The organism is Pelagimonas sp., from assembly GCF_058892305.1.
On the sequence record NZ_JBZXVN010000014.1, the window covers coordinates 110195 to 136069 of the forward strand.

22 protein-coding genes are annotated in these 25875 nt (G+C 60.0%); 8 read left to right on the forward strand and 14 right to left on the reverse strand.

Annotated features, from left to right (window positions below; translation table 11 throughout):
- Window positions 1-86 precede the first annotated feature (86 nt).
- The gene (locus tag AC5EFR_RS05990; RefSeq protein WP_493574984.1) at window positions 87-1004 is read left to right on the forward strand and encodes a DMT family transporter; all 918 of its coding nucleotides are present in this window, start codon (window positions 87-89) and stop codon (window positions 1002-1004) included.
- Window positions 1005-1246: 242 nt separating this feature from the next.
- Here AC5EFR_RS05990 and AC5EFR_RS05995 read toward each other — a convergent pair whose 3' ends face one another.
- The 5 genes from AC5EFR_RS05995 to AC5EFR_RS06015 all read right to left on the reverse strand — a co-directional run bounded on the left by AC5EFR_RS05995 (window position 1247) and on the right by AC5EFR_RS06015 (window position 3372).
- Window positions 1247-1558, reverse strand: coding sequence for a hypothetical protein (locus AC5EFR_RS05995; RefSeq protein WP_276155368.1), 312 nt, complete (start codon window positions 1556-1558; stop codon window positions 1247-1249).
- Window positions 1555-1743: a hypothetical protein gene (locus AC5EFR_RS06000; protein ID WP_276155369.1), complete on the reverse strand. Its 189-nt coding sequence runs from the start codon at window positions 1741-1743 to the stop codon at window positions 1555-1557. Before AC5EFR_RS06000 ends, AC5EFR_RS05995 begins: the two co-directional genes overlap by 4 nt.
- Before the next feature lie 2 nt (window positions 1744-1745).
- Complete coding sequence (locus AC5EFR_RS06005) at window positions 1746-2009, reverse strand: DUF6953 family protein (RefSeq protein ID WP_276155370.1); 264 nt, start codon at window positions 2007-2009, stop codon at window positions 1746-1748.
- Window positions 2006-2203, reverse strand: coding sequence for a YodC family protein (locus AC5EFR_RS06010; protein WP_276155371.1), 198 nt, complete (start codon window positions 2201-2203; stop codon window positions 2006-2008). The genes AC5EFR_RS06005 and AC5EFR_RS06010 overlap by 4 nt, the downstream gene beginning before the upstream one ends.
- 92 nt (window positions 2204-2295) lie before the next feature.
- Window positions 2296-3372, reverse strand: coding sequence for a hypothetical protein (locus tag AC5EFR_RS06015; RefSeq protein WP_416514331.1), 1077 nt, complete (start codon window positions 3370-3372; stop codon window positions 2296-2298).
- A gap of 142 nt (window positions 3373-3514) precedes the next feature.
- Here AC5EFR_RS06015 and AC5EFR_RS06020 point away from each other — a divergent pair, with 142 nt between their 5' ends.
- Window positions 3515-4462, forward strand: coding sequence for a hypothetical protein (locus AC5EFR_RS06020; RefSeq protein WP_276155374.1), 948 nt, complete (start codon window positions 3515-3517; stop codon window positions 4460-4462).
- 169 nt (window positions 4463-4631) lie between these two features.
- Here AC5EFR_RS06020 and AC5EFR_RS06025 read toward each other — a convergent pair whose 3' ends face one another.
- From AC5EFR_RS06025 to AC5EFR_RS06050, 6 genes are all read right to left on the reverse strand, one after another.
- Entirely contained in the window at window positions 4632-6638 is a 2007-nt protein-coding gene (locus tag AC5EFR_RS06025; protein WP_493574995.1) for a type IV secretory system conjugative DNA transfer family protein, read from the reverse strand.
- Between the two features lie 8 nt (window positions 6639-6646).
- Complete coding sequence (locus tag AC5EFR_RS06030) at window positions 6647-8980, reverse strand: relaxase/mobilization nuclease domain-containing protein (RefSeq protein ID WP_493574985.1); 2334 nt, start codon at window positions 8978-8980, stop codon at window positions 6647-6649.
- Entirely contained in the window at window positions 8967-9569 is a 603-nt protein-coding gene (locus tag AC5EFR_RS06035; RefSeq protein ID WP_493574986.1) for a helix-turn-helix domain-containing protein, read from the reverse strand. Before AC5EFR_RS06035 ends, AC5EFR_RS06030 begins: the two co-directional genes overlap by 14 nt.
- Window positions 9570-10118: 549 nt before the next feature.
- A complete protein-coding gene (locus AC5EFR_RS06040) occupies window positions 10119-10325 on the reverse strand; it encodes a hypothetical protein (protein ID WP_188678824.1) in 207 nt (68 codons plus the stop codon).
- A gap of 359 nt (window positions 10326-10684) precedes the next feature.
- Window positions 10685-11839, reverse strand: a complete 1155-nt coding sequence (locus AC5EFR_RS06045; RefSeq protein ID WP_493574987.1) for an SH3 domain-containing protein — start codon at window positions 11837-11839, stop codon at window positions 10685-10687.
- Between the two features lie 153 nt (window positions 11840-11992).
- A complete protein-coding gene (locus tag AC5EFR_RS06050) occupies window positions 11993-12922 on the reverse strand; it encodes a DUF2493 domain-containing protein (RefSeq protein ID WP_493574988.1) in 930 nt (309 codons plus the stop codon).
- An 820-nt stretch (window positions 12923-13742) separates the two neighbouring features.
- Here AC5EFR_RS06050 and AC5EFR_RS06055 point away from each other — a divergent pair.
- From AC5EFR_RS06055 to qatD, 6 genes are all read left to right on the forward strand, one after another.
- Window positions 13743-14942 carry an ATP-binding protein gene (locus AC5EFR_RS06055; RefSeq protein ID WP_235851889.1) on the forward strand — a complete coding sequence of 400 codons (1200 nt, stop codon included), beginning with the start codon at window positions 13743-13745 and terminating at the stop codon, window positions 14940-14942.
- Window positions 14939-15844 (forward strand): restriction endonuclease, encoded by a 906-nt coding sequence (locus tag AC5EFR_RS06060; protein ID WP_110796952.1) that lies wholly within the window; start codon window positions 14939-14941, stop codon window positions 15842-15844. The genes AC5EFR_RS06055 and AC5EFR_RS06060 overlap by 4 nt, the downstream gene beginning before the upstream one ends.
- A 138-nt stretch (window positions 15845-15982) precedes the next feature.
- On the forward strand, window positions 15983-17920 hold the full coding sequence (qatA, locus tag AC5EFR_RS06065; protein ID WP_110796912.1) for a Qat anti-phage system ATPase QatA: 1938 nt from the start codon (window positions 15983-15985) through the stop codon (window positions 17918-17920).
- A complete protein-coding gene (gene qatB, locus AC5EFR_RS06070; protein WP_162617238.1) occupies window positions 17920-18792 on the forward strand; it encodes a Qat anti-phage system associated protein QatB in 873 nt (290 codons plus the stop codon). The genes qatA and qatB overlap by 1 nt, the downstream gene beginning before the upstream one ends.
- Window positions 18789-20129, forward strand: a complete 1341-nt coding sequence (gene qatC, locus AC5EFR_RS06075; RefSeq protein WP_110796915.1) for a Qat anti-phage system QueC-like protein QatC — start codon at window positions 18789-18791, stop codon at window positions 20127-20129. The genes qatB and qatC overlap by 4 nt, the downstream gene beginning before the upstream one ends.
- Window positions 20122-20868: a Qat anti-phage system TatD family nuclease QatD gene (gene qatD, locus AC5EFR_RS06080; RefSeq protein ID WP_110796916.1), complete on the forward strand. Its 747-nt coding sequence runs from the start codon at window positions 20122-20124 to the stop codon at window positions 20866-20868. The genes qatC and qatD overlap by 8 nt, the downstream gene beginning before the upstream one ends.
- Window positions 20869-20986: 118 nt before the next feature.
- Here the strand turns inward: qatD and AC5EFR_RS06085 are convergent, their stop codons facing one another.
- From AC5EFR_RS06085 to AC5EFR_RS06095, 3 genes are all read right to left on the reverse strand, one after another.
- Window positions 20987-21709 carry a DUF736 family protein gene (locus AC5EFR_RS06085; RefSeq protein WP_110796917.1) on the reverse strand — a complete coding sequence of 241 codons (723 nt, stop codon included), beginning with the start codon at window positions 21707-21709 and terminating at the stop codon, window positions 20987-20989.
- Window positions 21710-21833: 124 nt separating this feature from the next.
- The gene (locus AC5EFR_RS06090; protein ID WP_110796919.1) at window positions 21834-22139 is read right to left on the reverse strand and encodes a hypothetical protein; all 306 of its coding nucleotides are present in this window, start codon (window positions 22137-22139) and stop codon (window positions 21834-21836) included.
- A 13-nt stretch (window positions 22140-22152) separates the two neighbouring features.
- Window positions 22153-25875: strawberry notch family protein (locus AC5EFR_RS06095; RefSeq protein WP_493574989.1), on the reverse strand; the 3723-nt coding region annotated here is incomplete at its 5' end.

Here is a 25875-nt window from a genome sequence, read left to right on the forward strand (position 1 = left end):
CAACCACCGGCAATGTCGCAAATGGGTGATCGGCACACTCGTCCCAAGGTTAATCTTGACGACGTGACATTCTTAATCGGCCAGACATGACATCAATCACCACAGCCCCTTCCACTGCCGATGCCCACAAGTACGGTGTGCTCTTCGTATTTGCGGCGGGTGTGTTGTGGTCGACGGTCGGCCTTGGTATTCGCCTGATCGAAGACGCTGTCGTGTGGCAGATACTGCTCTACCGGTCGATCAGCATGTCGCTGTTTCTCTACGTGCTTATCCGCGTGCGGTCTGGCGAAAGCCCATTTGTTCAGATCCGACGCATCGGCGCCCCCGCTGTCATCGCAGGGCTTTCACTGGTTGCGGCCTATTCAGGCGGAATCTACGCGATCCAGAACACCTCGGTCGCAAATGCCATGCTTCTGTTTGCGACAGCACCGTTTATGGCTGCGGTGCTCGGATGGATAGTGCCGCGAGAACCTGTCCGCGCCGCAACCTGGATAGCGATCGCCGTCGCAATCGGCGGGATCGGGATCATGGTCGCCGACAAGTCCGGAGGCGTCGCCCTGAAAGGCAGCCTTGCCGCGCTTGGTTCGGCATTCGGTTTTGCAGTCTTCACCGTGGCGTTGCGATGGGGGCGGACAGGGGAAATGCTGCCAGCGGTGTTCCTCTCGGGCATTTTCGCGATCGCCATCACTTCGGCCATATGCTTGGGCCTCGGGCTCTCCTTCGTGCTGAGCCCCAGTGATGGCGGCATTGCAATGGGCATGGGGGTATTCCAAGTCGGCGCAGGTCTGATCCTCTACACATTAGGATCGCGTAGCCTACCCGCCGCAGAACTCGCCCTTTTGTCCTTAGCCGAGGTGCTGCTCGGACCACTCTGGGTCTGGCTGTTTCTCGGGGAAACCGCGACTGCGAACACTCTGATCGGAGGTGCTGTTCTGCTCGCGGCCATTGCGGGCAATGCGCTTTCGGGCAAGCGAAGAAAACCACCGCCAATCACGGCTCCTTAGAACCGCAACCTCGGCCCAATCCTGCCGTCCAGCAGATGGTCGTGATGCTGCAGGCGCAGCCCCCAATTCTGCCGTTCGCTGCATGAGCAAAGTCGTGAGCAGCTAAAGCATTCACGTCCCGGTATACGCTCTAGCGTGTACCTGTCTTTAACTTGCCGCATTCCGAGGAGCAGATCATTGGGATTTTGAAAGAGCACCAGGCTGGGCTTGGACCGGTCAGGTTATGCGAAATATGGATCAGTTCAGATCTCGTCCAAGAACCTCGTCTCCTCCTCCTTCAAAGTTGCGTCTTGGCCGAGAAGCTTCACCAGAAATACATTCATATCGGGCCGCATGCTGAATGCCTTCGATGTATCGTAATACCGATACTGGACGAACACAGAGTCATATCCTTCTGTTCGTAAGTACCCTTCGTGAAACTTGGCGTCTGTTGCCTCCACCTTCTGAAATCCCAGTTCGTCCAGTTGGCGAAACACGGCAGGGGCGTCAGCTTCGTTCGCAGCGGCCTTGATAATTGCCAAGACGCCTTCGTACAGGGTCGGTACAGTTCTCATTCTGAAACCTGACTATCAATCCACGCCTGCGCCTCAGCCTCTGTCTTGAACGCTAGGTCAGCGTTCCGGTGCGAGCGCTCTTCGCCGTCGAAGTCGAATACTTCCCAGACCTCGTAGAAGACTGCATCGGCCCCGTCAGGGGCCTTAATGTCCGCTACACGGCGGATATCATAACGCTTTGACATGCTCAGTCTTGCATCCTTCCGGGCTTGTCGTACTTCTTCCTGAAACGCCACTGTCGCTCAGATCGCGACCAGACCACATCGTCACCTTTTGTGAGCTTGTTAAACTCCGCCAAGACAGGCTTAGCTATCGCCAAGTTGCCGTTGTCATTCTGGTACGTCAGGGATTTGTCCTTGCGCGTAAGTTGCCAAGCGGCGTTTTCTTGGTCTAGTACCTTTCGCTTGGTAAGCTCATCAAACATCCATTGCGCTGCTTCGACCGGTGTCATTCGTCGTCTTCCGAGTATTCCTGAAGCGCTTCCTCTGAAAAGCCTTGCTTGTTGTGCTTTGCTCCAGAAAACCAAGTGCAATAATATGTTGCGCTGTCGCCGCCGTATCCACTGGATGCCTTCTCAACCGTCATCTTTGGCCCGCCCGACTTGAGTTGCACCAAGTCGCCCGGATTGAATTTGCTGCCCGACATCTGCCGTATTCCTTTCATTGTTGGTTTGAAGAATGAACGCCGCGCATGCCACAAGATGGCTGCCGACCGTGAATTAGAAACGTATTGAAGCCCTAACTCGCATCTTCGTCATCGTCATCTTCGTCTTCGTCTTCGACATAAGTGAGAAGCTTTGTCTTTTGAACTTCCGCGCGATAGTCTTGTATCAGATCGCGTACGTCATCGACAGTTTGCGCGAGCTCTTCGTCGTACTCATCCGACTCTTCGTCAAGCTCAGGCGGCAACACGAAATCCACGTCACCACCGTCTTCCGAAAATTTGATGTGACGATCTACCGCCTTTTCCAGTTTGGCGACTTCCTCCGGTTTCGCGTTTGGCACAATCCCTTTAACGGCTTCCAAAATCAGCGCTTTGCCGTTGGCGCGCCTTTCATCTTCTTGCCGCTTCAAGTCCTTCTCAATGGCGTCCGACATCATTCTCGAACGCCGGAGTTCTTCGCGTTTCAATTCGAAATCCAGATAGTCATTCGCGATACTTGCTATGTGCTTTGACACGGTGGCCAATATTTTGGTGACAATCGGCGTTGCACTCAGTGTGTAGATAATGGAGCCGTTTTGCGCGCCGACCACAGCAACATCTTCTGGTTTTTCGCCAGCGACCGCCGTCACGCCGCTAATTATCAATTCCCAATCCGTTGCAGTTTTCTTCCAGTCGCGCACGTTTCTAATCGATGCGTCATCTTGGAAAATCACGTTAAATACGTATGGCGTAGGCGCATCAATTTCGTGCGCGTCAACAAACCCAACCTTACCAGCACTCGACTTGAACTCCCGCAGAAGCCGCTGAGCCTCTTCAAGCTTTTGCTGTCCTTCCTGAACCGACTGAAAGGTCGTGGCAGGATCGTAGGTTGTCGCACGAACACGGTGGTTGATCCACGCTTTTCCCTGTTTTCCGACCAACTTCGCAACGTCCATTTCTTCCAGCACGCCAAGTTGAAGCGTCGATAGCTCTGACGTCTGCATGTCTGCCAATGCGCGGGAAAGTTCTTTAAGTGGTTGGGTCACTGGTTGCTGCGACGGTTGCTGAGAGTTGTTTTGCAAAACACTCACGAGCGCCGAATATTTCGGCGTCACATCTTTCAAATTATCGTCCAGCCACCCGGACAACTGAACTACTTGGGAAACTTCCATAAACAAAGACTCCGTGCGTGAGGTTGGCGCTATGTGGAATATAGGGAATCCCAAGCGCAAACACCACACCCATACACCTAGAAATTGTAGGGCAAGCCCCTATATTGTGTGGAACGACTGCAGGTAGCTGGAAGGTTTTGTGGTGACCGAAGAAAGTAAGCAAGAGCCGTCTCGGGGCTTCGATATCTCGAAGATTGCAGCCGCCGACGCGAGATTTCAAGAGCAAAGCAAGAAACTTGCTGAGCAATTTCAGGAAGCAAATCCGCACCTGAAATCGTTGCAAGATGCGGTTTGCGACAGCGGCGCCTTCTCGGCTGTGAACGAATTGCAGGACGCGCTGAGCAACGGAGGGTTGTCCGAGGCTGTGAAGGCCGCGCAAGGTATTTCAGCGCATCTTGATCCTTTGCGAGAACACGCTGCGACTTTAGCTGAGGCTGCGAAAATCGCAGCGCCCGCCAATGATGTGTTGGATCAATTGAGGGCGTCCGGTGTTCACGATCGTCTCAGCGAGTTGTCTGCTACTGCAACCGAAGGGTCCCGGTTGGCTGACGTAATTCGAGGTATAGAAAAACAGCAACATGCATTGGACTCGATGGTTTCCCCTGAGCCGGTAATACCAAACCTAGACCACCTTCACATCGAAAGCCCAATCGTTGAAACCAATCGCAAGCTTGAGCGTATTGAAAGTCAGTTCTCTCAGATTTCAGCAATCGCGCATGAGTCCGCGCAGGTTGCAACGGATTTACAGGCATACGCTGCGGAGTTTCTGCAAAAGTTCGAAAGAGCGGCAGAGGACGCTAACCAATCGGGGAGCAAAGCCATTAAAGTTGGATGGCTGGCATTAGCAATTGCGGTCGTTGTTGGTGCTGGACAGATTTTCGCGCCTACGTTGATGCGTGATCAAGAAGCGGAAGCACTTCGGCAGTCTGTGGTGAGCCTCAACGCAGAGATTTCAACACTGCGGGCCGAACAGAGTGCTGCGAGTGAACGCCTTATTGAAGCATTGGCCAATTCTGATGAAGCCACAGCCAACGCGCTTAGAGAAGCGCTTTCAGCCCTCGTTGCGCAACAAGTTGACGCGGCTGAATGACGACGCCTCCACTACTGGATCACTGTGTCCAGCCCAAATAACTCAGGTTGATCTTACCACAGACCGTGTCAGTGGAATGCCGGCTCTTTGACATTCTGCTAGGCTAATTCGCCTTTGCAGAGAAAGACCGCTTTCCGCCCTGCCTGACAGACAGGCGATGCCTACCACCCTATCGAGCAACCAGCTTTTCACCATCCTCCTCTCGCAGCATCTCTTCCATGTCGTCCAGGCCATCAACGGCGGAGCGCATCTGCGCCTCATCAACAACGCTCGCAGCTTCCGCATCCACGATCTGCCCCACAAAATCCATCTCCATCTCCATCTGCCGCTGCTCCTCTGCGATGACAGCTTGAACGGCGGGCGCGGTTTTCTTTGAAACGCCGTCAGTTTGGCGTGACAGATGACCCCCAGAAGCCTGAGCTGAATTTTCCACGGCGGCGTCAGGTCCACTTGGTCCGTTCGCGGGTGGAGTCATCGGCATGGCGCGCACACTCAGCGGCAGCGTGCCCTGCGGCCCACCTCCCCCCGGCTTCGGAAACGGCAATTCGCCCGTCTGCGCCGCGTGGATAGCCTTGAACAGCCGGTCGTTAAAATACTGGATCCGCTTCGCCCGGACCGGCATCTGGGCATCGATCACCATGACAATCTCGTCGAGCGAAAGGCGGCGCGCCTCATCTTCCGGGAGCAAGGAGCTTTCCTCGGTCCGTGTCGATTGGCTGCGCCCTTCAAAGGGGTTCTTGCCGATGGATTGGGAGCGCGTGATGACGGTCTTCGTGGTCTTGCCAACCGCCTTGCTCAGCTCCTCGACGGTCTTCTCATCCGAGGGCGTCAGGTAAAGCTTCACGCCGGCATTGCCCTGCAGCGCACGGCGGGTGTTCTCGCCATAGATTTCATCGAGGGCGGGGATGGTTTGGGTTACCACGGCCAGGTGACCACGATAGGTCCGCAGGGTCTCGATGCTCTCGACCACGATGGGCATCTTGCCCAAGCGATTGAACTCGTCGAGCATGATCATCACCGGCCAGGGCTCATCCGGCCCGGGGTCCTTTTCCTGCATGGCGGAAAGGAGATCGGAGAAGAAGAGCCGGATCAGCGGCGCGAGGGGCTTCACCATCAGAGGCTGGACCACGAGGTAGACAGAGAAGGGCTTCTTGCGGATCGTCCGGAAGTCAAAGTCCGACACCGCCGTCGCCTCATCGATGGCAGGGTTCTGCCATTGGTCGAGCCCCGAGGTCATCAGGAGCGAGACATAGGAGGTCAGCGTGTCGTTGTTGGTCGAGGCCAGCCGCGTGAAGATCAGCTTGGCCGCCCGGTTGTCGACCTCGTGGCCCCGCGCGAAATACTCCTTCTGCTTGTTCCCGCCCGAGGCCGCGATGCGGTAGATTTCTCCCAAGGTGGGGCGCTTGCGCTGGAACGCCAGCAGGCCTGCTGCCACGAAGAGATCGATCCCGCCCTTGAGCAGCCCCTGCACCCGGTCATTGTCGCTCTGCAGGAAGAGCGTCGCAAGAAGCTGCAATTCCATCTGCTGGCGCGCGGGATCTTTCAGCTCAAAGATGCGCAGGAGCGGGTTGTAGCGATGCGTGCGCTTGCCCTCCCAATCGGTAGGGGCAAAGCGATAGACCTTGTCGCCCTGGGCTGCGCGGTGCCGGGCCGTGGCCTCGAAACACTCGCCCTTCACATCGAGCGTCACGGCAGAGCCTTGCCAGGTCAGCAGGTTCGGAATGACAAAGCCCGTGGTCTTGCCACGGCCCGTGGGCGCCACGATCAGCGCGTGGGGGAAAACCTTCGAGCAAATGTAGTTGGCGCGGGAGCCGGGCGGCCCAAGTTTGCCGAGGATGAACCCGGTGCCCGGCGCCCCGAAGAAGCCATTGGCCTTCATCTCGCGCGCACTCTGCCAATGGGTCTGGCCAAAGCGTGTTAGAGCGGACCCCGAGAGGGCGAGGCTCAGCATCAGGCCGGCGGCGGCGAAGCTGCCGATGATCAGGTGAATAAGTTGCGCGTCCTCAGGGCGGCGGTCGAGGATCGCCATGTAGTTCTGCGCGATATAGGCAAAGTCGATCTCGGCCCCGAAGCCCAGATCCTGGTAAGTCAGCACCGCCGAGGCGATCGTATAGCCCATGGCCCCGGTCACCAGCGTTACCAGAAAGACCCCTGTGGCGATCCGCGCCTTTCCCATGGGCGCGCTCAATGGACCTGTCCCCGCTCGGTCTCGCCATCCACATCGCCAGTGCGGTGTTTTTCATATTCGGTATCGGCAAGATCATCGACCACCTGGCGCAAGGCCTCCGTGTTGGCCGTCGCTGCATCAGATTGCAGGTAGACCTTGGCGACATAGAGCCGGTCGAGGCGGTCCTCGAGAACCTTGTCCAGCGCATCGGCATCGCCGGATGTGAGCCGGTCGCGTTGGCGAACGTCCAGCACCCGCACGATCTCGTCGCGGAAGGCGTCCCGCTCCGCCTCGGTCTCGAAGGGCGCGGACAACTCCCCCGCCCGTTCATGGTCCACGACACGCGCAATCGCGTCTGCAAGGCGGTCGGCACGGTCAAACTGCGGCGCAGTTTCACCGCGGGCTGCGAGGAGTGCGTCGCGCGTGCCAGACCTAAGCCCCTCGTGCATCTCGTTTTCGCGGCGAACCTGATTGATGGCCTCCGTGTCACGGATCTCGACGACGGCTGCATAGGTCGCACCGAGCCCACGGGCGAGGTGGGACGGCATGTCCGGATAGCGCGCTCGTAAGTCATCTGCGACAGCATCCGCAACGGGCCTGCGGAGGTCGCGTCCCTCCATGATCCGGTCGACCTCGCGGGTGATCTCGCTGGCGCGGGCCGCATCGGTGATGGTCTCCCTGTAGGGCTCAGATCGGTCGATCACATCGCCAGGGCGTGCGAGCAGATCCGGGTGTGCCTCGAGATATGCACGCTGCTCCGTCTCGATCCGGCGCTCCGCCCGTGAGACAACCTCAGGGTCCCGGTCCTCGATCTGCTGCGCGGTCAGGCCCTCTGCACGCATCTCCTGTCGGATTGTCCCTTCCATCGCCCGCACCGCGCCCTCATGATAGTGGAACCGCTCGCTGACCGGTTCCGCTTCCACGACACCATCCCGGCGCAGCACGTTCTCCCGTTCCAGAAGCGTGCCAAGCGCGACGTGCACATCGTTGAGAATGTCGCGCGCCTGTTCCAGATCAGCGCGGCGTTCGAGGTTCAGATCGCGCGCCTCGGCCACCTTGGAGAGATCATCGGCGATCCATTGATGCTCGAGAGCCGCATTCGAGGCCCCGGTCTCAATCCGGGCCACGACTTCCGCTGTGCTGATCCCGGTGCCACGCAGAGCAGCATCGATCCGTGAGCGCAGGCGCGGCTCTGTGAGGCGCTCCAATTGGTTCTCTTGGATGTTCACCTCGGAATAGATCCCGCCCTCCGAGGGGGTCTCTGACAGCGTGGATGATCGCAAACCGAGAGGCTGCATGTGCTGGACCTGCGCCTGAATCTCGATGAGGCGTTTTTCCAGCACGGGGCGTTCGGCGTCAGACTTCTCGGCGATCATGCCCTGCACCCGCGCGAGCTTCTCCGCATAGAGGCTTCTCAGGTCCTCGAAACTTTGATCCTCGGCCATGTACACATCTCCTGTTCGGTCCACCTGCCCGCCCCGCGCCAGCACCTCGCCCGCGCGGAAGAGGGCTGCTGCAATATCCTCGCGGGCCTCGCGCGAAGCCTCCGCAGCAAGCGAATGGTAGACGGTTCTGGTGTTGGCGATCTCCGCCAGCGTCCGCGTCAGGTCCTGCCCCACACGTTCCCGCTCGCGGGGTGTGCGCCCCTCTTCTTTTGCGGCATAGATCTCGCTGGTGCGGGCCGGGTAATGCACAACCCCGCGATCGACCCTGCGCGTGGCCTCGAGCCGCACGCCGTACTTCTCCGCCTCCTCGACCATGGCGAGGCGAAAATCATCATAGTTGAAGCGATGGTTGCGCCCCAGAAAGAAGAACTCGCCTTCCTGCGAGCGGCGGTTCAGCACCAGATGCGCATGGGGGTGATCGCGGTCCTCATGCACCGCGATGATGTAGTCGAAATGCCCCGCGTCGGTCTGGAAGAACCGCTCCGCCACATCCGTTGCGATGTCGCGCACATCCTCCCCGCGCGTGCCGATGGGGAAGGACATGAGCATGTGGGTGGTCTGGCCCAGCTTGGGCTTAAAGCCCGCATCCCACCGCTTGGCAAAGCGCTCGGTGAGGTCCTTGATGTCGCCCGCCTCGAGCTTCGTCTTGCCATCCAGAAACCCGCTGGAGTCGACGACATGCGTGGACTTGGTGGTGAGGTAATCGAGCTGGTTTGAGAGCTGCGATTTGGTATGCGTACCCCCGCCCCGGATTGCCTTGAAGACCGCCGGCCGGTGTCCCGCGGCCGCGCGCACAAGCTGGGTCTGCTTGGCCACATGCAGCCCTTGCATCGAGCCCCGGACGCGGCTCCAGCCATCCCGGAAGACCTCGCCCGTGACGGCATGGACAGCATCATTCAGCCGCATGGGCAAACTCCCTCAGCGCGACCGTGGCCTCGAGCTGCATCGCGTCCCGACGGCGGCGCAGGAGCAGATCGATCTCGTCAGCGGAATCGAGGATGAACCGCGCCAGCCCGCGCATCTGCGAAAGGCGCAATTCGGTGAACTCGGCACTCGTGCCCCCCACGGCCCCCACGGCCCCCTGCCCCCGCCGGTTGGCCTGCGTCATCTGCTTGGCGATCTGCGCGACCCCATTACCGACCTCGTGCAGAGAGGCGCGGTAACGCGCCATCTCTGCCGCCATCTGCGCGTCCGGAACGAACACCCCGCCTGCCGCCTGAATGAGCCGCCGCAGCCCCTCGGCACGGCTCTCGATTCCGGCTGTTGCAAGGACCTCGTCGAGCGCCGCCAGCTCCGCAGCCGTGACCTTCACACTGACTGCTGAGACCGGGATGGCTGCATCTGTCTGGCGCTCGGCATCGGCTTTGAGCGTGTACTGGATCGCCCGCGGCGACACGCCAAACCGCTCGGCCAACACGGATGTCGACACACCTTCCGCAGCCTCGCGAACGATCTCCATGCGGTTCGCATCTGTGAGACGTTTTGAACGAGACATGCGAAGAAAGACCCCCTATTTCCTGCCAACTTCATACAAGGCTGCCCCACCATACGAAACTATACCGAACTGTCAATAATATACTTGCGTTGCTTCTGGTCTCGGCAGCCTTGTATTCCGCTTCACGCCGCGGCCCGCAGGGGCGCGGCCCTACTGCCCTCACCACCGGCACACCATCACAATTCCAGGACCCCGTGTTCCAGCACCGCCCGAGGGTCTGGCCGAACACGCATGTGTTCGGACGGAAACACGGGCGGGCGCAAACCCCACCGACAGGGCGGACAGGCAGGGTCAAGGAGGGCCAGATTTGGCTTGCCAAATCTCCGCCGCAAAAACCGGGAGGCCTTGGCCGATAGGTTTTTGGGGATGGCCCCCTTGAGGCTGGCTGGACGGTCTGTCGCGGCCTGATCATTCCGGGCAGTGTTCGTCCTTTGAGCGCGCAGCGACCGACACCAAGGGGAGGTCGCTGTCGACGATCTGACCGCCGGTAACGGCGTCCCTAGAACAGGGACAGGGCCGCCTGATGGCGGCCCATCCTCGTCAGAGGATTTAGTCCTGCGGTTCCTTCGAACTCGGCGGGAACATCACCAGCTCCGAAACCGCGACCGGGAAGTCGAGCTTGAGGCTGAAGAACTCCGAGCCGTCCCCGTTGCGGGTGTTGCGGAACATGGCACCCACGCGTTGGAAGCGGGTGCGTTCCTGGCCGTCATTGTCGGTGAACTTGACGGGGACGGTGGCGACGTAGTGGTTGGTCATTTGAGTATCTCCTTTTTGCGATGGGGATCACCCGGCACGGGGGCAAGAGGCCCGGTCGCAAGCGCAAATGCGGAGGGTCCGCGCCAAAGGCGTGGAAGCCGTATTTGTGCTTGCCGGAGCGAAGCGGAGGGGACGGTCGGGCCGACCCCGTGCGATCCACATCAATGAGCAAAAAAGGAGAGACCCAAATTTGCGCCGCCACTTTGAAGTCGCGATCGAACCCATCGATCCCGATCTGAGGTGGCTTGGTTCGTTCTGATCTAACGCACGTGGATAATGATCCGTCACGCTCAAGACATGGCAGGTCAGCGTTCAGCCGCGAGCGAAGATCCGTCGTCTATGTCGGGTGAGCGCCCCTGCTATCGGCACCAGGGTTGAGGGCGTGGGGGACAGCTGGTGCGGCCACATCGGTATGGCACGGCCAAACCTTCAGCGATGAGCGTACTTCCCACGTCCCGACCGTCAACGAACAACGAGCCACAGAACCGCCCGAAATTGCACTGATCCGTGCCCTCGGTCCCGGGCCGACAGGAACAGGCCACGCGCTCAAATTCAATTGACGCCGCACCCCGCACCAATTGACCAAGACGCGCTGTTGCGCGTTCCCCGACCTGCCGCTCCGCAGTGCAGGACGGTCTCCATGTCTCAGGCGCGTTAAACCCGACGAGTCGCACGTTCGCTGTCATGCCTCGAACATCGATCGTATCACCATCAATGATCCGTATATCGCTGGCTCGAAGCGACCGGTCCTGGGAGGCGGGTCGCTCTGCAGGTGGCGCCGCCGACGACAGGAAACCGGAAGACATCCAGCCCGTTCCCAAGTTCGACCGAATTTGGGTCCACTGCCCTTCATCGCGAAGCTTTTCGACGCGTGTCCCTTCGCTCAAGACGCCCATCACGGCGTTCGAGGTAGACGGCCCAGCACGTTGGTTGACACGTGTCCCTGTCACATAGACGTAAGCGGTGTTTGCCGTTTGCGATGTGGGTAATGCTGACGGACTGTAGGGTGTGGATCGTGAATTTGATGACTCAAACAATGATCCAACCAACGCGAAAAACGCGACAGCAATAACCAACGGCACCATGATTTGGCGTTGAGCCTTGCGCACGGCACGCCGAGGTGCGGTGATCGCGCGGGTCACGGAGATCGGACGGGGTCTCGCCTGTACGGCTCTGGAGCTGCGCTTTGGTGCTGGTTGAGAAGTGCCATCGTCGGCGGCTGACCTTGTCTGGGCTGGTTTTTCCCTTTCCAGTTTCAGGACTTTGTGCAGGCTGGCATACTGCGCTTTGCTCAGGCGCGTCTCCGTCCCATACCGCTGAAACCGTTCAGCCATGTTTGTGAGAAAAGACACTTCCCAATCGTTTGCCTGCCCAGACCGCAAACGCGCATCAATGCGCGATTGAATCTCTTTGGTGCGTTCCGGAGAAAAAGGCATCGAGGAAAAACCTGGGCGGGTGTTGAGCTGCGCAACAAATGTCTTCTGCCGCACGACCATATTAAGCTGTGATTGCATCGAGATACCATCCAGTCATTCCCAAAAACCAGATTGGCCAGATTGCAATCACCAAGACTTTCGATGCCCATTGCTGGAGTTCACTGCGATACCCCTGAGGTTCGCGCACCTCTGAGAAACGAAGAAAGGGCCGCCCTTAGGCGACCCTATCAATTACATCTCCGCGGTCTTCTTCGCCGGATCAGTGACCCGCATTACCGTCAGCCCTTTTGCCTCGGCCTTCTGTCCGAGGTTCAGCGCCACGCCATTGCCGCCGAAGAGAACAACCCCCGTCGCTGCAAACTTGTCGTCCAGCATCTCGTCATTGCACTTGAACGGTGCCGCCCGCCCATGCGCGGACCAGCGCGGATCGAACCGCGCCTGCGCGACCCCGCGCGCCCGGGCCCACCGGGCCGCGATCATCTCGGCCCCGTGCTTGCCACCCTTGTGGCAGAGGAAGATCTCCTGATTGCGGTTTTGTTTGATCCGCTCCCGAACCTTGTCGAGCGTATTGAAGATCACATCGATATCGGTCCAGTCGGTTGCGCCAGAGACAATCAGCGGCACGCCTTCGACCTTGGACTTCGCGGCCGTCTCGCGATCATGCTGCTCCAGAAGCTGCCGGGCCTCGAAGACGGCCCCGGTCTCCTGCGCCCGACCACTGGCGCGTGACCCTGCCGCCGGGATGAAGGCATGGCCGGTCTCGATCTCGTAGCATTCCGCCGCTGCCTCGCTCATCACCTCGATGGCGCCGACGATCTCGCGCAGGTGCAGGAAGCGGGCCTGCGCCTCTTCCAGGGCAGTCTCGGCGATTTCCGATCCGTCGTGGGACTTCGCCAGGGCGCCGATCTTGTCGGCGGTGCGATCGACCTCCTTGCCGAGCGTCACCTTGCGCCGTTGCAGGATCGTCGCGAGGCCATGTGCGAGCGGTTCGATTTCTGCCTCGAGGCCGGTCCCGCGCAACTGACCGAGCAGGGTTTCGAAGGTTTCGCGGATGATGCTGTCCTTCAGGATGTGATCTTCCGGGATCGGCAGATGGGCGTCCTTCTCGGTCAGCCCGAAAAGCTCGATGGTCTCGTAGGTGTTCGCTTGATCGTAAGCCATGTTCATTCTCCAGATATTGGGTTCGACCACCACGTGAGTGTGGTGGCATGGCCGAATGTCTGGTTTCCGAATCTGCCCGGGTCAGGGACGGCGCAGCCGCCGGCTTGCCGGGCGCAAAAGTTTTCCGAGCGCAGCACCCGACACATGCGCGCGCTCACGCACGGGTTCACCCCGCGCCACAGGCCCCGCCCTCGCCGAAAAGTTTTGCGATCCTTGAGGCGGGCTGATTTGGGGGCCATCCGGAGGATATGCTTCCGCGCTCATGTGTGTGTGTTTTGACGGTAGGTTTGCCCGACACGAGCAGGCAAACGGCGCGAGCGGACGCGGAAGACGGATGGAGCGGCGGGATCGTTTTGCCCAGCAAAACAGACCAGAGCGCAATCCGGCGGAGCGGCCGGGGAGCGACGTGCTCGCGAGACGGGCAAACCGGGATGCCAAGCGCTACGCCGCGGTGAGGCCGAATGGCCGAATGCGCGACGGACCGCAGGGCCGTTCTCACCTGCGACACGCGAAGCCGAGCAGGGGAGGCCGTGAGGCTGGTTGCTAAGCAGAGAATCAGGTGCTCCCGCTTCCTACTCGAGATCGCACAGCACGACGGAGGTGATGTACTCGAAATCTCGCAGAACCGGCGAACAGCGTTGCCAAAGAAGGCAGGATTGTCGCCAGCACGTTAGGCTTGCGAGCTGAGGTTGTGTGCTTTCATTCAGTCGGGCTTCAACTTTCAATTGGTCGGCAGTTGACTTTCAATTGGTCGGAGACGTACTTTCAATCGGTCAAAAGGAGTCGCGCGGCGATGTACCCAAGATTTGCCAAGGCTAGAGTGGAAGAGGCGCTGTCCGACACCCGCGTGGTCCTCATCTCGGGGCCGCGTCAATCCGGCAAAACGACACTTGCAACCGAAATCGCGTCGGACAAGACACCCTTTCTGACACTGGACGATGCCAACGTATTGCGGTCGGCGATCGATGATCCGGTCGGTTTCGTCCGCGGATTGGACCGCGCAGTAATCGATGAAATCCAACGCGCACCCGACCTTCTACTCGCCATTAAAAACTTGGTCGATGACGACAAGACACCGGGGAGGTTCCTCCTAACAGGTTCGGCCAATCTCATGACCATTCCCAAAGTGGCGGATTCCCTTGCCGGCCGAATGGAGGTCGTTCGATTGTTGCCACTCTCGCAAGCAGAAATCCTTGGGACGAAATCGGGGTTCATTGATCGGGCCTTTGCGCGGGAGATGCCGACGGCTGACCACATGATTGTCGGTGACGACCTCGTTGAAAACGTCCTCTCCGGAGGGTATCCAGAAGCGCTCGGTCGAGTGCGATGGGCGCGGAAGCAGGATTGGTATCACGGGTATCTTGATGCGATCGTCCAGCGCGACGTCCGAGACGTGGCCCAGATCGAACAACTTGCCATCATGCCGAAACTGATGTCGGTGCTTGCCGAGCACTCAGGACAGCTGGTCAATTATACTGGCATCGGTGCCAGCATCGACCTCAATCATGTCACCACACAAAAGTATGTGAGTGTTTTCGAGAGCCTCTATCTCGTTCACACCCTGCAGCCCTGGTTCACGAACCGTCTAAAACGCCTGACCAAGTCGCCCAAGCTCCATTTTTTCGATGCGGGCCTCTTGGCAGCAATGCGGGATATTTCGCCAGATGTAGTCCGAAAAGACAAAACGAGCTTTGGCGCGATCCTGGAGACGTTCGTGTTCGGCGAGTTGCGGAAGATCGCGACGTGGAGCGAACAGCGGTGCACATTCTCGCATTTCCGAGACAAGGACAAGAACGAGGTCGACATCGTATTGGAGAACCGACGAGGTGAGGTCGTCGGGATCGAGGTGAAGTCGTCCGCCACCGTTTCGGCAAGTGATTTTTCGGGAATGCGAAAACTAGCGGACGCCTGCGGCAAGAAATTCGTCCAAGGCATGATACTTTACGACCATGACCGGGTCGTACCGTTCGGCGAAAACATGTTCGCTGCTCCGCTCTCATGCCTGTGGGGTCGCTCATGAATCTCGTCGAGGAACAATGCGTCGAGGATCTCGCGGACCTTCTCTACAACTTCTTGCCTGGGAGCGGAAACTCACGGACCGCATTCCCATTGGCAGCGGCACAAGTCCAATGCGAGGACTTGTGGACCGGAGCGAGCAAGCGTCCGGCCATTGTTCAAATGTTGTCGTCAACCCTCAGTCAACGGCGACACAAGCTCAGCGCGTTGATGTTGGCGATCGTCCGGCAATCGATGACTTGGCGCAGAGGTAAAGGCGAGCCGCTAACCCGCGCGGAAGTAGATGGTTTGAACGCGCTCCTTTTGCGTCTGTCGATAAAGGTGCTCGAGCTAAACGATCCCACGTTTCTTGAATCACTGGCGGGAGCCCAAACCGAGCCGGAGGCGACTCCGGAACCAAAGAAGGCCACGCTTTCGGACGAGTTAGCGCACACGCTATCGGCGCGCCTGATCGGCCTATTTGAACACCCGCCTCAGCGGCGCGGCTATGAATATGAGCGCTTTCTAACCGAACTTTTCGCCGCGTATGGTCTGACGCCGCGAGCGCCTTTCAAACTGACAGGCGAACAGATTGACGGAAGCTTCAAGTTGCACGGCGAAACATACCTCGTGGAAGCCAAATGGCAGGCTGGTCGCACGGGACAATCCGATCTGCTAACCTTTTCGGGAAAGGTCTCAGGCAAGGCGACTTGGGCGCGCGGGCTTTTCATCAGTAATTCGGGCTTCTCCGAAGACGGCCTCAAGGCTTTCAGGACGGGTAGACGCACAAATATAATCTGTGCTGATGGGTTGGATCTGCATCAGGTCGTTCACAACCGTCTCTCATTGATCGACGTGCTTGACGAAAAGCTGCGACGCGCCGCTGAAACCAACCAAGCATTTGTTCCGGTTCGAGACTTGTTATGACGAGAACCGAACGAGGAAAGAAGACCAATAGATCGGGCAAGCCTGCCGGTTTACAACTAATCACTCGGCCAGCGCCAGCGACGAGGCGGCAAAGCTGCGCGCAATCGACAATTATTGAAACCTCGAAATCCTACAGAAATGACTTTCATGATTATTCCAGATAACGAGACCGCCATCGACATGATCTACTCGGAAGCCGTCTCCGCGACGGTCGCGAAGGTGATCAGAGACTCTGGGAACGAACCTCTCACGGTCGGCGTCCATGGGGACTGGGGTGCTGGAAAATCGAGCGTGTTGCTCATGCTGGAGGACGCGTTTTCAGAGGACGATCGCACATCCGTCGTCCGGTTCAACGGCTGGCTGTTCCAAGGCCTCGAAGACGCAAAGACCGTCATCATCGAAACGATCGTAGAGCAATTGCTGCGGGATCGGGCCTTCACCACCAAGCTGAAAGACGCATCCAAAAAACTGCTTAAGCGCGTCGATCTTATGAAAGTCGCGTCCAAGGCGGGTGGCCTCGCCCTGACCGGACTTACCGGCATCCCATCCCCGGACATGCTCGGCGGGCTCATGGAACAGGGGAAGAAGCTCTTGGCCGGTGGCGAAGATCTGACGGTTGGCGATATGACAGGGTACGTCAAGAATGTCACAGATTGTCTTAACGACCCTGAAGCCGAAACCTTGCCTGCCCATATTCATGCCTTCAGGGTGGAATTCGAGGAACTGCTCGCGGCCGCGGACATAGATCGCCTCGTCGTTGTTGTTGACGATCTGGACAGATGCCTTCCCGCCACGGCGATCGAGACACTTGAGGCGATACGGCTCTTCCTGTTCGTGCCCGGCGCGGCCTTTGTCATCGCCGCCGACGAGGGAATGATCGAATACGCCGTCAGGTCCCATTTCCCGGACTTGCCACTATCGTCGGGCCCGTCGACCTATGCCCGGAACTACCTCGAAAAGCTCATTCAGGTGCCGTTCCGACTACCGCCACTGGGATACGTCGAGACCAAGATCTATCTCACGCTTCTCGTCGCCGGTAGCTCGCTCGACACCGGTTCGGCCCCCTTCGACACATTGCTCAACTTAGGTCGCGAAGCACTCAGACGTCCCTGGGACGGGAACGGGCTGAGCCGCGGTGTGATCGAAGAGCGTCTCGGTGCGGTCTCGGCGGAGCTGGAGAATGCGCTCATTCTCGCCGATCAACTCGCGCTGCCGCTCGCTGAAGGCGCTCAAGGCAACCCGAGGCAGATCAAGAGATTTTTGAACACGCTCAATCTCCGTCTCGCCATCGCGGATGCGCGCGGGATCGGTGACGATGTGAACCCCGCGGTCCTCGCCAAGCTGATGCTCGCCGAACGTTTCAAGGCCGATTTCTTCGAACGCCTCGAGGTCGAGGCCGCTGTCAGCGGCTCCTCCATAACCGTTGCGACACTCGAGGAGGCGTTGCGCAAAGATGATGAAGAGCCCGAAAAATCCAAGAAACCGGCCACCGCCAAGGGCCGGGGTCAAACGGAGAGACTTCCGGAGGACGACCTTCTTGCGAGCGAATGGGTCAGACGATGGGCTTTGGTAGCCCCCGCGCTCGCGGACGAGGATCTGCGTCCGTATTTGTTCGTGTCCCGAGATCGCAAGGCGCTATTCACTGCAGGCACCAATCTCGCTCTGAAAGAGGACTGGATCGAGAAGCTTTGCGGCAGCACCCTAGGCGCGCGCGCAGCGGCAGTAGAAATCGCAAAGCTCACGCCCGGAGAGATCGAGCAGATCTTTGACGTGGTGGCCGCAAGGATCAGGGCCGCAACAGATCTGAAGAAGCGGCCTGGTGGCATCGAAGGCCTTGCGGAGCTTTGCAAAATATCCGCCAATCTCCAGACCCCTACGGTTCGCCTTCTCGCGGACCTGCCAAGTGGTCAATTAGGGCCATGGGCAGCCACGGGCTGGGACAAGATCTTCACCGGAGCGGAAGCCAAACGAGAGTTTGCCAAACTCAAAGAGGGCTGGGCCAAACTTGATGAGAACAAACCGCTCCAGCTCGCTGCGGGTGGTGGACGAAGTGGCCGTGGGAAGGGGACAGGATAATGGGAACTTCGAGCTCGTACGGTGGACCCGCGTCCGGCCTCGTTCCGGACTGGGTCGACGGCGTCGATCCGGGCATGGGCGGTGGTGAAGAGGGATCCGATCACGACGGAAGCGATGGTTCTGACACCGAAAAACCGACCCCGGACGAGGGCGGAGAGAAGGGTGCAGTGCAGACGCCGCCCGCCTTGGCCCCTCCCGGCGGCGCATTCACCTATCCTCGCGGCCAGTTCACCCGATTCACGAACGGTGGCGGGAGCAAGTCGCTCGGACGGGCGTTGAAAGGTTACGTCAGCGCTGCGGGAGGCGGAGCCGGGGCCGCACGGCGAATGCCGCACTCTACCAGGGTCGCATCCGGTGTCGCCGGGCTCGCAAGCGCCGTCGCGAACGAAGGTGCCGAGGCGGCGCTCGCCCGATTTGATCTTCAAGGCCTTGCGGGTCGGCCAGCCGCGGAGGTCCTTGAGGCCGTCGCGGAGGTAATCTGTCCCGATGGTGGGACGATCGATGAATCGATCGCCCGTGACGCGATGCTCGAAGCGATCGCAGAGGTCGCGGAAGATGATCCAGGCGCATTCGATGAGCTTTCACCCGATCAACTCGATGAATTCTTGTGTGATGTGATCACCCGGAGCGTGGTTACCAAGGTCCTGAACGAGATCGGTACGAACGCGTTGCACGGATCCGCATCCGACGCCGACTTCCGGGAGGCCGAGCGGATCACACGCGATTTTACGCAGGGACGGGTCAGGGACGCGCTTGGTAACCGGTTCGATGTCGAATCCCAACCGACACAACCCGAAATCGACAGAAGCATTTCCGAGGTCTATGCAGACACCTTCGACATGCTCGGAGCCGTCCTGGAGACCATGCAATGAGACGAAATATCTTTGTCCGTTTGGGGCGCGGTGACGTGACATCTGCTGAGGGTGCGGCTGATATAATCATCGATATGATCGACAATTTTGGGGATCTCGACAGGGGACTGGGTCAGCTGCTGGACCGGCTCTTCAAGCTGGGCGCGAGACCGAGCGAGGCCGCGGTCGACCTCATGATCATGGCTACCGCGGTGTACGCCGCCGACACCGGCGTCTCGCGGGAACGGTACGCCGATGACGGATGGACGCGCATGATCGATCTCAGCGTTCCCGTGGCAGAGCCCGAGCTCTGGCGACACCAGCACGACCATCTGTCCCGAATGCTGCAATTCTTGACCGGCGATCATTGGAGTTTCACGTTCCGTCACCGGCCGGACGAATTCCAGTCCTTCACGAAGCAACCCGAAGAGATGGACTTCACAGACTTCACGCAAGTGAGCCTGTTCTCGGGCGGATTGGACAGTCTCATCGGTGCGATCGATCTCCTTGCCTCGGGGCAGCGGCCACTCCTGGTCAGCCATTACTGGGACGGCGAGGCGTCGAGCGCGCAGAGGCAGTTGCTCGAGGTATTGAAAGACCGACACGAGGACGCATTCGAATCCGTCCGGGCTTATATCGGCTTCCGAAAGAAGGATTTCCCGGAAGCCGGGAGCGACAACAATCAGAGGGCGCGCTCCTTCCTCTTCTACAGTCTCGCAGTGGTTGCGGCCGACGCCGTCGCTTCCACAGACAAGGTGCTCATCCCCGAAAATGGGTTGATCGCGCTCAACGTTCCCATGGACGCCCATAGGCTCGGGTCGCTTAGCACGCGGACGGCCCATCCGCATTTCATCCGCTCGATGTCAGATCTCGTCAAAGTCTTGGGCATCAACGTGTCGCTGGAAAACCCCTATCGCTTCAAGACTAAGGGTGAGATGGCCAGGGAGTGCCTTGATCGTGACCTTCTGGCCGAACTTGCCCCGACCTCGATGTCCTGTTCCCATCCTGCACAGGTCCGTTTCGAAAGCGCGCCGCCCCAGCATTGCGGACGCTGCGTCCCCTGCTTGATCCGTCGTGCCTCCCTTGCGGCGGGCCTCGATGGACCCGATACGACACAGTACTTTCTGGATGACCTTAAGGCCAGCACATTGGACTCAAAATCTGCCGATGGCAAAAATATCCGATCCTTCATGTTTGCCGCAGAGAATTTGCGGCAAAATCCCGGTCGGGCAAGGTTCCTCGTGCAAAAGCCAGGACCCCTCGACCGCGATGATCTGGACGCATATGTCGACGTGTATCGCCGAGGCATGGATGAAGTGTCAGAGATACTCAAGGGCGTGAGGACAAAACATGTCTGACGCGGACTGGTCCGGCCCCGTCGACTTTCATTGCCATCTCGACCTCTGTCAGAATATGGCGGCGGAGTATGCGCGTTGCGAGGCCGCACGGTGCCTAACCCTGGCAGTGACGACTACACCCAAGGCTTTTGCCCGAAACGCCGAGATGGCCCGTACCAGGCGCTTTGTGCATGCAGCCCTTGGAATGCACCCGCAGCTTGTCGCGCAACGCGCATCGGAGCTATCTCTGTTCGAAGAACTCGCTCCCTCGACCAGGTATATCGGCGAGGTCGGCCTGGATGCAGGTCGCCGGTTCTATCCTTCATTCGAACGCCAGAAATTGGTGTTCGAACGCGTGATGGCGCTCTGCGCAAGGCTCGGCGATAAGGTAATCAGCATTCACAGTGTTCGAACCGCTAAACAGGTGCTTGATGTCATCGAGAAAACGGGGGCGCATCGCACATGTGTTCCTGTTCTGCACTGGTTCAACGCTTCGGGGGCGGAGATCAGACGCGCTTTAGAACTAGGCTGCTGTTTTTCGGTCAACGAACAGATGCTGCTGGCTCCACGGGGGCGCAACTTGCTTGAAACGATCCCTATAGAACAACTTCTCACCGAAACGGATGCCCCGTTTCAGTCTGATAAGGCTCCAGGCGACGTGCACGGGGCCATTCGGTTGATTGCCAAAGAACATAACTTGGAAGTTTCAGCGGTCGAGGCCAGAATTAGGCGGACGGCCACGGAACTGTTGGCGAAATAAGCACACATCTCACGCCGGTCATGTGTCGGGTTGCCCACAAACATACCGACGAAGAAAAAGGGGAACCGTGTAACCACGGCTCCCCTTGCTGCTCGGTTGTTCAGGCCTCTTGCTGTAGTCAGGCGACCAGCGACAGCCCCGCGCCTGCATCCTGCGGCTGCTCACCACCGTCGATGAACGGGATGATCGAGAAGGTCTTGCCGCCGCGCTGCTCCTCGTTCTGCACGGCGTTGACGCGCAGGTCGCCATCGGGCGTGTTGATCAACAGCGACAGGTAGTCATTGCCCGTGCGGCTGCTCTTGGCCATCCAGGCAGACCCGACGCGGATCGGCTTACCGCGGGGCGAGCTGACCTCGACCCGGTAATCGGGATGGGTGTCCTCGGACTTGTAGTCGTTCTCGATCAACATGAAATCGAGATCGAACATCATATTGGCGATGTAGCCGGCGAAGGCGTTGTCGGCGTCCATCGCGGTCAGCTCGCCCGAGATCGAGCCGGATTTCATGAAGCCGTTGGAGACCATCGGGATGATCTCGAACTCGCCGCTCTTGGCTGCACGCGCTTCTATCGTCTGCACGGCGTTGACGCGGAACGGGCCGAGACCGATATCAATCTGGATCGAGATGTAGGGGTTGCCGCTGGTATTGCCGGTCTCGTTCCAGGCCGTGCCGATGCGGACCTTGCGGCCCGACTTGTTGACCGCGGTCACGTCGTAATCCGGGCTGCGCTCGGACATCTTCGGACGGTTCTCGAGCTGGATGGCAATGTCGAAACGGCTGCTGTGGATCATGCCTGAATATTGGGCGGTTTCGGTGTTGCGGGTCAGGGTTCCTGCGAACATGGGATGGTTCCTTTTGGATTTGCCGGTGCCTGACGTCCTTGCCAGAGCATCCGGGATTTCTTTTTCGACCCCTCCTGGGATCACAAACCAGAAAGCTCGCTTTCCTTTCTCCCCAACCTTCAGTTCAGCGCTGGCGCCTGAGAGATTGTGCCACCTCCCCGCCGGGTACGACGCCCCTCCCCTGCCCGTCTGGTCTCAGATGGCTGTCTTGGCTCTTCTCGTCGCCCTCCTCCGATTTCGCGATGAAGAACTCTGCCTCATCCCCGTTCAGCCGCAGCCCGCTCCGGTCGGTCAGCCCTATGGTGCTACCGTTCGGCTCAAACGTAATCAGGTATTGGCCGAGGCCGTCCTTGTGCACGCGGTAGCCGGTGTTGGCCCAATGCAAGGTTTGGCCTGCATCGATGGCGGCTTTGATCTCTTCGAGTGTCATGATCGCCCCCTCGCTATTCTGCTGCCACTGAAGTTACGTCCCGCGTGGCGCCTGGTCCGGTTCCAACAATCCGGGAGAGGATGCCCAATGTGTCGACTCCGTCCCCATGCGGCAGGAACACACGAAGCTGGAAGGCGATGATCTCCGTGAAACACCCCATGGCCTTGAGACCCTCGATCATGCCCTTGTCGGCACCGCCCAGCTCGAGGCGCACCTCGCCTGCCACCCGGCGGCGGGTCAGGGTCAGGCCGCGGCCCAGATCGACCTGGGCAGTGGAGCCTAGGGCGGCGGTTAGCATTTCTTCTGGGGTTTGTGGGTTGGAAACGAGGAAGCGTGCGCGCAGCGCCGCCGCGCCTTCCTCGCTCAGCGTGCGGCCGATCATGCTGGTTCCGCCGTCGGGCGTGACCCTGTAGATGCGTTCATTCGTGGTCGGAATATCCTTCCAGATCGGCAGCAACAGCCCGGTCAGCAGGTAGAGCTTCGTCATGCTGGTTTTTGGCAAGGACGCGGCTTCGTCATCCCAGAGCCGGGTGAACTCTGCCCCCCCGATCTTTTCCCAGGCTGAAGCCTCAAACCGGGTCTCCTCGAGATAGCTGGACCCATTGGGCCGCACCGCCTTGCGCATCAGGGTGACGATATCCTCGTCATACATCTGCATGGGCCGCGCCGAGATGAGCGCCGCGCGTCCCGAAGCGCGGTTTACCATCGTGGTCTTATCCGGATTGCGCGAGAGCGCCTCATCCGCGGACAACACATACACCGGGTCCGTGACCTGAAGCCCAATGATCCGTGTGACCGCGCCGGATTTCGGGCAGGTCCAGAGATCCTCCGTGGAGACCTGTTCGATCTTTTCGCCGCGCAGGGTTTCCACGCCGAGATCGAGCGTGCCCGCCGCGCGCGCCCGTTCCGTCTGATCAGCGATCCGACGCATGAACTCGGCAAAGAGCGCGTTCTGCATGTGGATGGGAAGGGCAAGCACCCGGTTGAGAAACCGCTGGATCGGGGGAAGTTCTTCCAGCAAAACCCCGTCCTTGTCGATCAGCCGCAGGGCCGTCCAGTCGGTGAAGCTCTCGTAGCTCATCGGCTCAGCGCGCCCGGCGGCAAGATCGGCGAAATACCCACGTAATGCGGCCCGCGCGATCGGGCTCTCCAGATTGTCCTCCTCGCGGAACATGCCTTGCGAGCCGGTCTCGCGCTGGCCCTTGGTCAAGGCCCCCAGCTGGTCGAGGCGCTTGGCGATCGTCGAGGTGAAACGCTTTTCGCCATGCACATCCGAGGTGCAGACCCGGAAGAAGGGCGCGCTGACCTGAGCCGAGCGATGCGTGCGCCCGAGCCCCTGGATGGCCGCATCCGCGCGCCAGCCGGGCTCCAGAAGATAGTGCCGCCGCCGCTTCTGGTTCTTCGCCGTTTGTGCCGCATGATAGGACCGGCCCGTCCCGCCCGCATCGGAAAAGATAAGGATATCCTTCTCGCCGTCCATGAAGGCTTGGGTCTCGGATGAATTGCTGCTGGCGGCGCGCTTCTCGATGAAGAGATGACCATCCTCGGCCTTCAAAGGGCGGATGGACCGACCCGTGACCTCTGCGACGGCCTCGTCGCCAAAAGCCCAGAGGATCTGATCGAGCGCCGAGGGGATCGGCGCCAGCGTCATCAACTCCATCATGGCCGCATCGCGCAGGGCGAGCGCCTCGCGCGAGACGACGAGCGCGCCGGTCTCATCCCGCAAGGGTTCCGCCACCATGTTGCCGTCAATCTCCACGAGCTTTTGCGCATGAATCGGGAAGGCCTGTTCGAGGTATCCCAGGACGTAGTCGCGCGGCGTTAGCGCGCCCTCGACCAGCTCGTCCTCCGGGTCCATCGTCTCAAGCCGACGTTTCAGCAGGCTTTCGCCTGTAGAGACCACCTGAATGACGCAAGCCTTGCCCGCCGCCAGATCGTCCGCGATGGCGCGGATGATGGTCGGGGCCTTCATGCCCATCAGCAGATGATTGAAGAAGCGCTGCTTCGTGCTCTCGAAGCGAGATTTGGCCGAGGAGCGTGCGGCCGAGGCATTAGTCTCTCCCGAGGCGTCGTTGACGCCGGTCGCTGTCAGCGCGGCCTCGAGATTGTGATGGATCGTCCGAAACGAAGTCGCGTATGCGTCGTAGATCTCGATCTGGGCCTGAGTGAGCGCGTGTTCGAGCACGTCATACTCCACGCCGTCGAAGCTGAGGGCACGCGCCGTGTAGAGCCCGAGCGTCTTGAGATCGCGCGCGACCACTTCCATGGCAGCGACACCGCCGGCTTCCATCGCAGAAACGAAGCTCTCGCGGCTTGGGAAGGGGTATTCGGGGCCCTGCCCCCAGAGCCCCAGCCGCGCGGCATAGGCGAGGTTGTGGACGCTCGTCGCACCCGTGGCCGAGATGTAGAAGACGCGAGCGCGGGGTGCTGCCAGTTGCAGCCGGAGGCCAGCAAGGCCCTGCTGGGAGGGTTTGACCCCCCTGCCCTGCTCCGATCCGGCCGCGTTCTGCATGGCATGGGCCTCATCAAAAGCGAGGACGCCGTCGAAATCTTCGCCCATCCAGTCGAGGATCTGGCTCAGCCGCGTGGTGCCGCATTTGCCCGCGGACCGCAGCGTGGCGTAGGTGACGAAGAGGATACCGTCGCCCATCGGGATGGGCTGGTCCGGTTTCCATTTGGAGAGCGGCTGAATGTCGGCGGGCGAGCCGCCGAGATCGGTCCAGTCGCGGATCGCGTCCTCGATGAGCGTCGCGGATTTGGAGACCCAGATCGCCTTCCTGCGCCCGGCCAGCCAGTTCACGAGAATGAGCCCCGCGCATTCGCGGCCCTTGCCGCAACCGGTGCCGTCGCCGAGGAAATAGCCAAGGCGATAGGCTCGTGCATCCGGGTCATCATCGGCGCGCGTCAGCTTGGTCTGGTCGTCATCGATGGTAAACCGACCGGGCAGATCACGCCCATGGGCATCATGCGCCATGATGATGGTCTCGAGCTGCGCCTCGGAGAGATCTCCCTCCTCGATCAACCGTGCGGGCAGGCGCAAGCCATCACGGCCCGTATTTGAGGGCATGGGCGGGGCAACCGAGGCCATGGCGATGCTTTCGACGAGCGGCGTGGGATGTTCTTGCGCACCCGCGATCTCGATCCGTTGCGGACGGTAGCGCGCATAGATGTCCGAGATGGGCGTGTTGTCGCGCGGGGTCTGAAGGCTTGTGAAGCTGAGCGGGACAACGGCCTTGGCCCGGGGTTTGGAGGGGGCGACAGGCGCAGCGGCGGCCTTGCGCGGGGCAGATGATGGAACGCTCGACCGAGTATGAGGGATCGCTGCCGCCCGTTGGACTGGGCGCATCTCGGTCCGGGTCGCGGCCACGGCGTCAACGAAAGGAAGGACTTCCTCCAGATCCTGAACCGCGGCGCGGATCATTTCGCCGTCCTCCTGCACCTTGTCGAAGACCATCAGCTGGGTTTCGACAGAGGTGCCGAGCTTGCGGTAGACCTGCCCCGGCATCGTCAGCGCCAAGCGTGGCGTCAGGAGACCGCAGGCGCGGGACCAATGCGCGGCATCGCGTTCGGGCGTGAATCCCGGCGGCATGATCGCCACCAGCCGCCCGCCGGGCGCGAGACGCTTTGCAGCCCCGATGAGATGTTTTGCAGCGATGTGCTTGTCGCGGGAACGATCGACCGAGGAGGCGAAGGGCGGGTTCATCACCACGACGTCGGGTAGAACCGGCGTCTGCAG

What these genes read in the sequence shown, in the direction of transcription:
- AC5EFR_RS05990 (WP_493574984.1), top strand. Translation starts at nt 87, where the DNA reads ATGACATCAATCACCACAGCCCCTTCCACTGCCGATGCCCACAAGTAC.
- AC5EFR_RS05995 (WP_276155368.1), bottom strand. Translation starts at nt 1,558, where the DNA reads ATGAGAACTGTACCGACCCTGTACGAAGGCGTCTTGGCAATTATCAAG.
- AC5EFR_RS06000 (WP_276155369.1), bottom strand. Translation starts at nt 1,743, where the DNA reads ATGTCAAAGCGTTATGATATCCGCCGTGTAGCGGACATTAAGGCCCCT.
- AC5EFR_RS06005 (WP_276155370.1), bottom strand. Translation starts at nt 2,009, where the DNA reads ATGACACCGGTCGAAGCAGCGCAATGGATGTTTGATGAGCTTACCAAG.
- AC5EFR_RS06010 (WP_276155371.1), bottom strand. Translation starts at nt 2,203, where the DNA reads ATGTCGGGCAGCAAATTCAATCCGGGCGACTTGGTGCAACTCAAGTCG.
- AC5EFR_RS06015 (WP_416514331.1), bottom strand. Translation starts at nt 3,372, where the DNA reads ATGGAAGTTTCCCAAGTAGTTCAGTTGTCCGGGTGGCTGGACGATAAT.
- AC5EFR_RS06025 (WP_493574995.1), bottom strand. Translation starts at nt 6,638, where the DNA reads ATGGGAAAGGCGCGGATCGCCACAGGGGTCTTTCTGGTAACGCTGGTG.
- AC5EFR_RS06030 (WP_493574985.1), bottom strand. Translation starts at nt 8,980, where the DNA reads ATGCGGCTGAATGATGCTGTCCATGCCGTCACGGGCGAGGTCTTCCGG.
- AC5EFR_RS06035 (WP_493574986.1), bottom strand. Translation starts at nt 9,569, where the DNA reads ATGTCTCGTTCAAAACGTCTCACAGATGCGAACCGCATGGAGATCGTT.
- AC5EFR_RS06040 (WP_188678824.1), bottom strand. Translation starts at nt 10,325, where the DNA reads ATGACCAACCACTACGTCGCCACCGTCCCCGTCAAGTTCACCGACAAT.
- AC5EFR_RS06045 (WP_493574987.1), bottom strand. Translation starts at nt 11,839, where the DNA reads ATGCAATCACAGCTTAATATGGTCGTGCGGCAGAAGACATTTGTTGCG.
- AC5EFR_RS06050 (WP_493574988.1), bottom strand. Translation starts at nt 12,922, where the DNA reads ATGGCTTACGATCAAGCGAACACCTACGAGACCATCGAGCTTTTCGGG.
- AC5EFR_RS06060 (WP_110796952.1), top strand. Translation starts at nt 14,939, where the DNA reads ATGAATCTCGTCGAGGAACAATGCGTCGAGGATCTCGCGGACCTTCTC.
- qatA (WP_110796912.1), top strand. Translation starts at nt 15,983, where the DNA reads ATGACTTTCATGATTATTCCAGATAACGAGACCGCCATCGACATGATC.
- qatB (WP_162617238.1), top strand. Translation starts at nt 17,920, where the DNA reads ATGGGAACTTCGAGCTCGTACGGTGGACCCGCGTCCGGCCTCGTTCCG.
- qatC (WP_110796915.1), top strand. Translation starts at nt 18,789, where the DNA reads ATGAGACGAAATATCTTTGTCCGTTTGGGGCGCGGTGACGTGACATCT.
- qatD (WP_110796916.1), top strand. Translation starts at nt 20,122, where the DNA reads ATGTCTGACGCGGACTGGTCCGGCCCCGTCGACTTTCATTGCCATCTC.
- AC5EFR_RS06085 (WP_110796917.1), bottom strand. Translation starts at nt 21,709, where the DNA reads ATGTTCGCAGGAACCCTGACCCGCAACACCGAAACCGCCCAATATTCA.
- AC5EFR_RS06090 (WP_110796919.1), bottom strand. Translation starts at nt 22,139, where the DNA reads ATGACACTCGAAGAGATCAAAGCCGCCATCGATGCAGGCCAAACCTTG.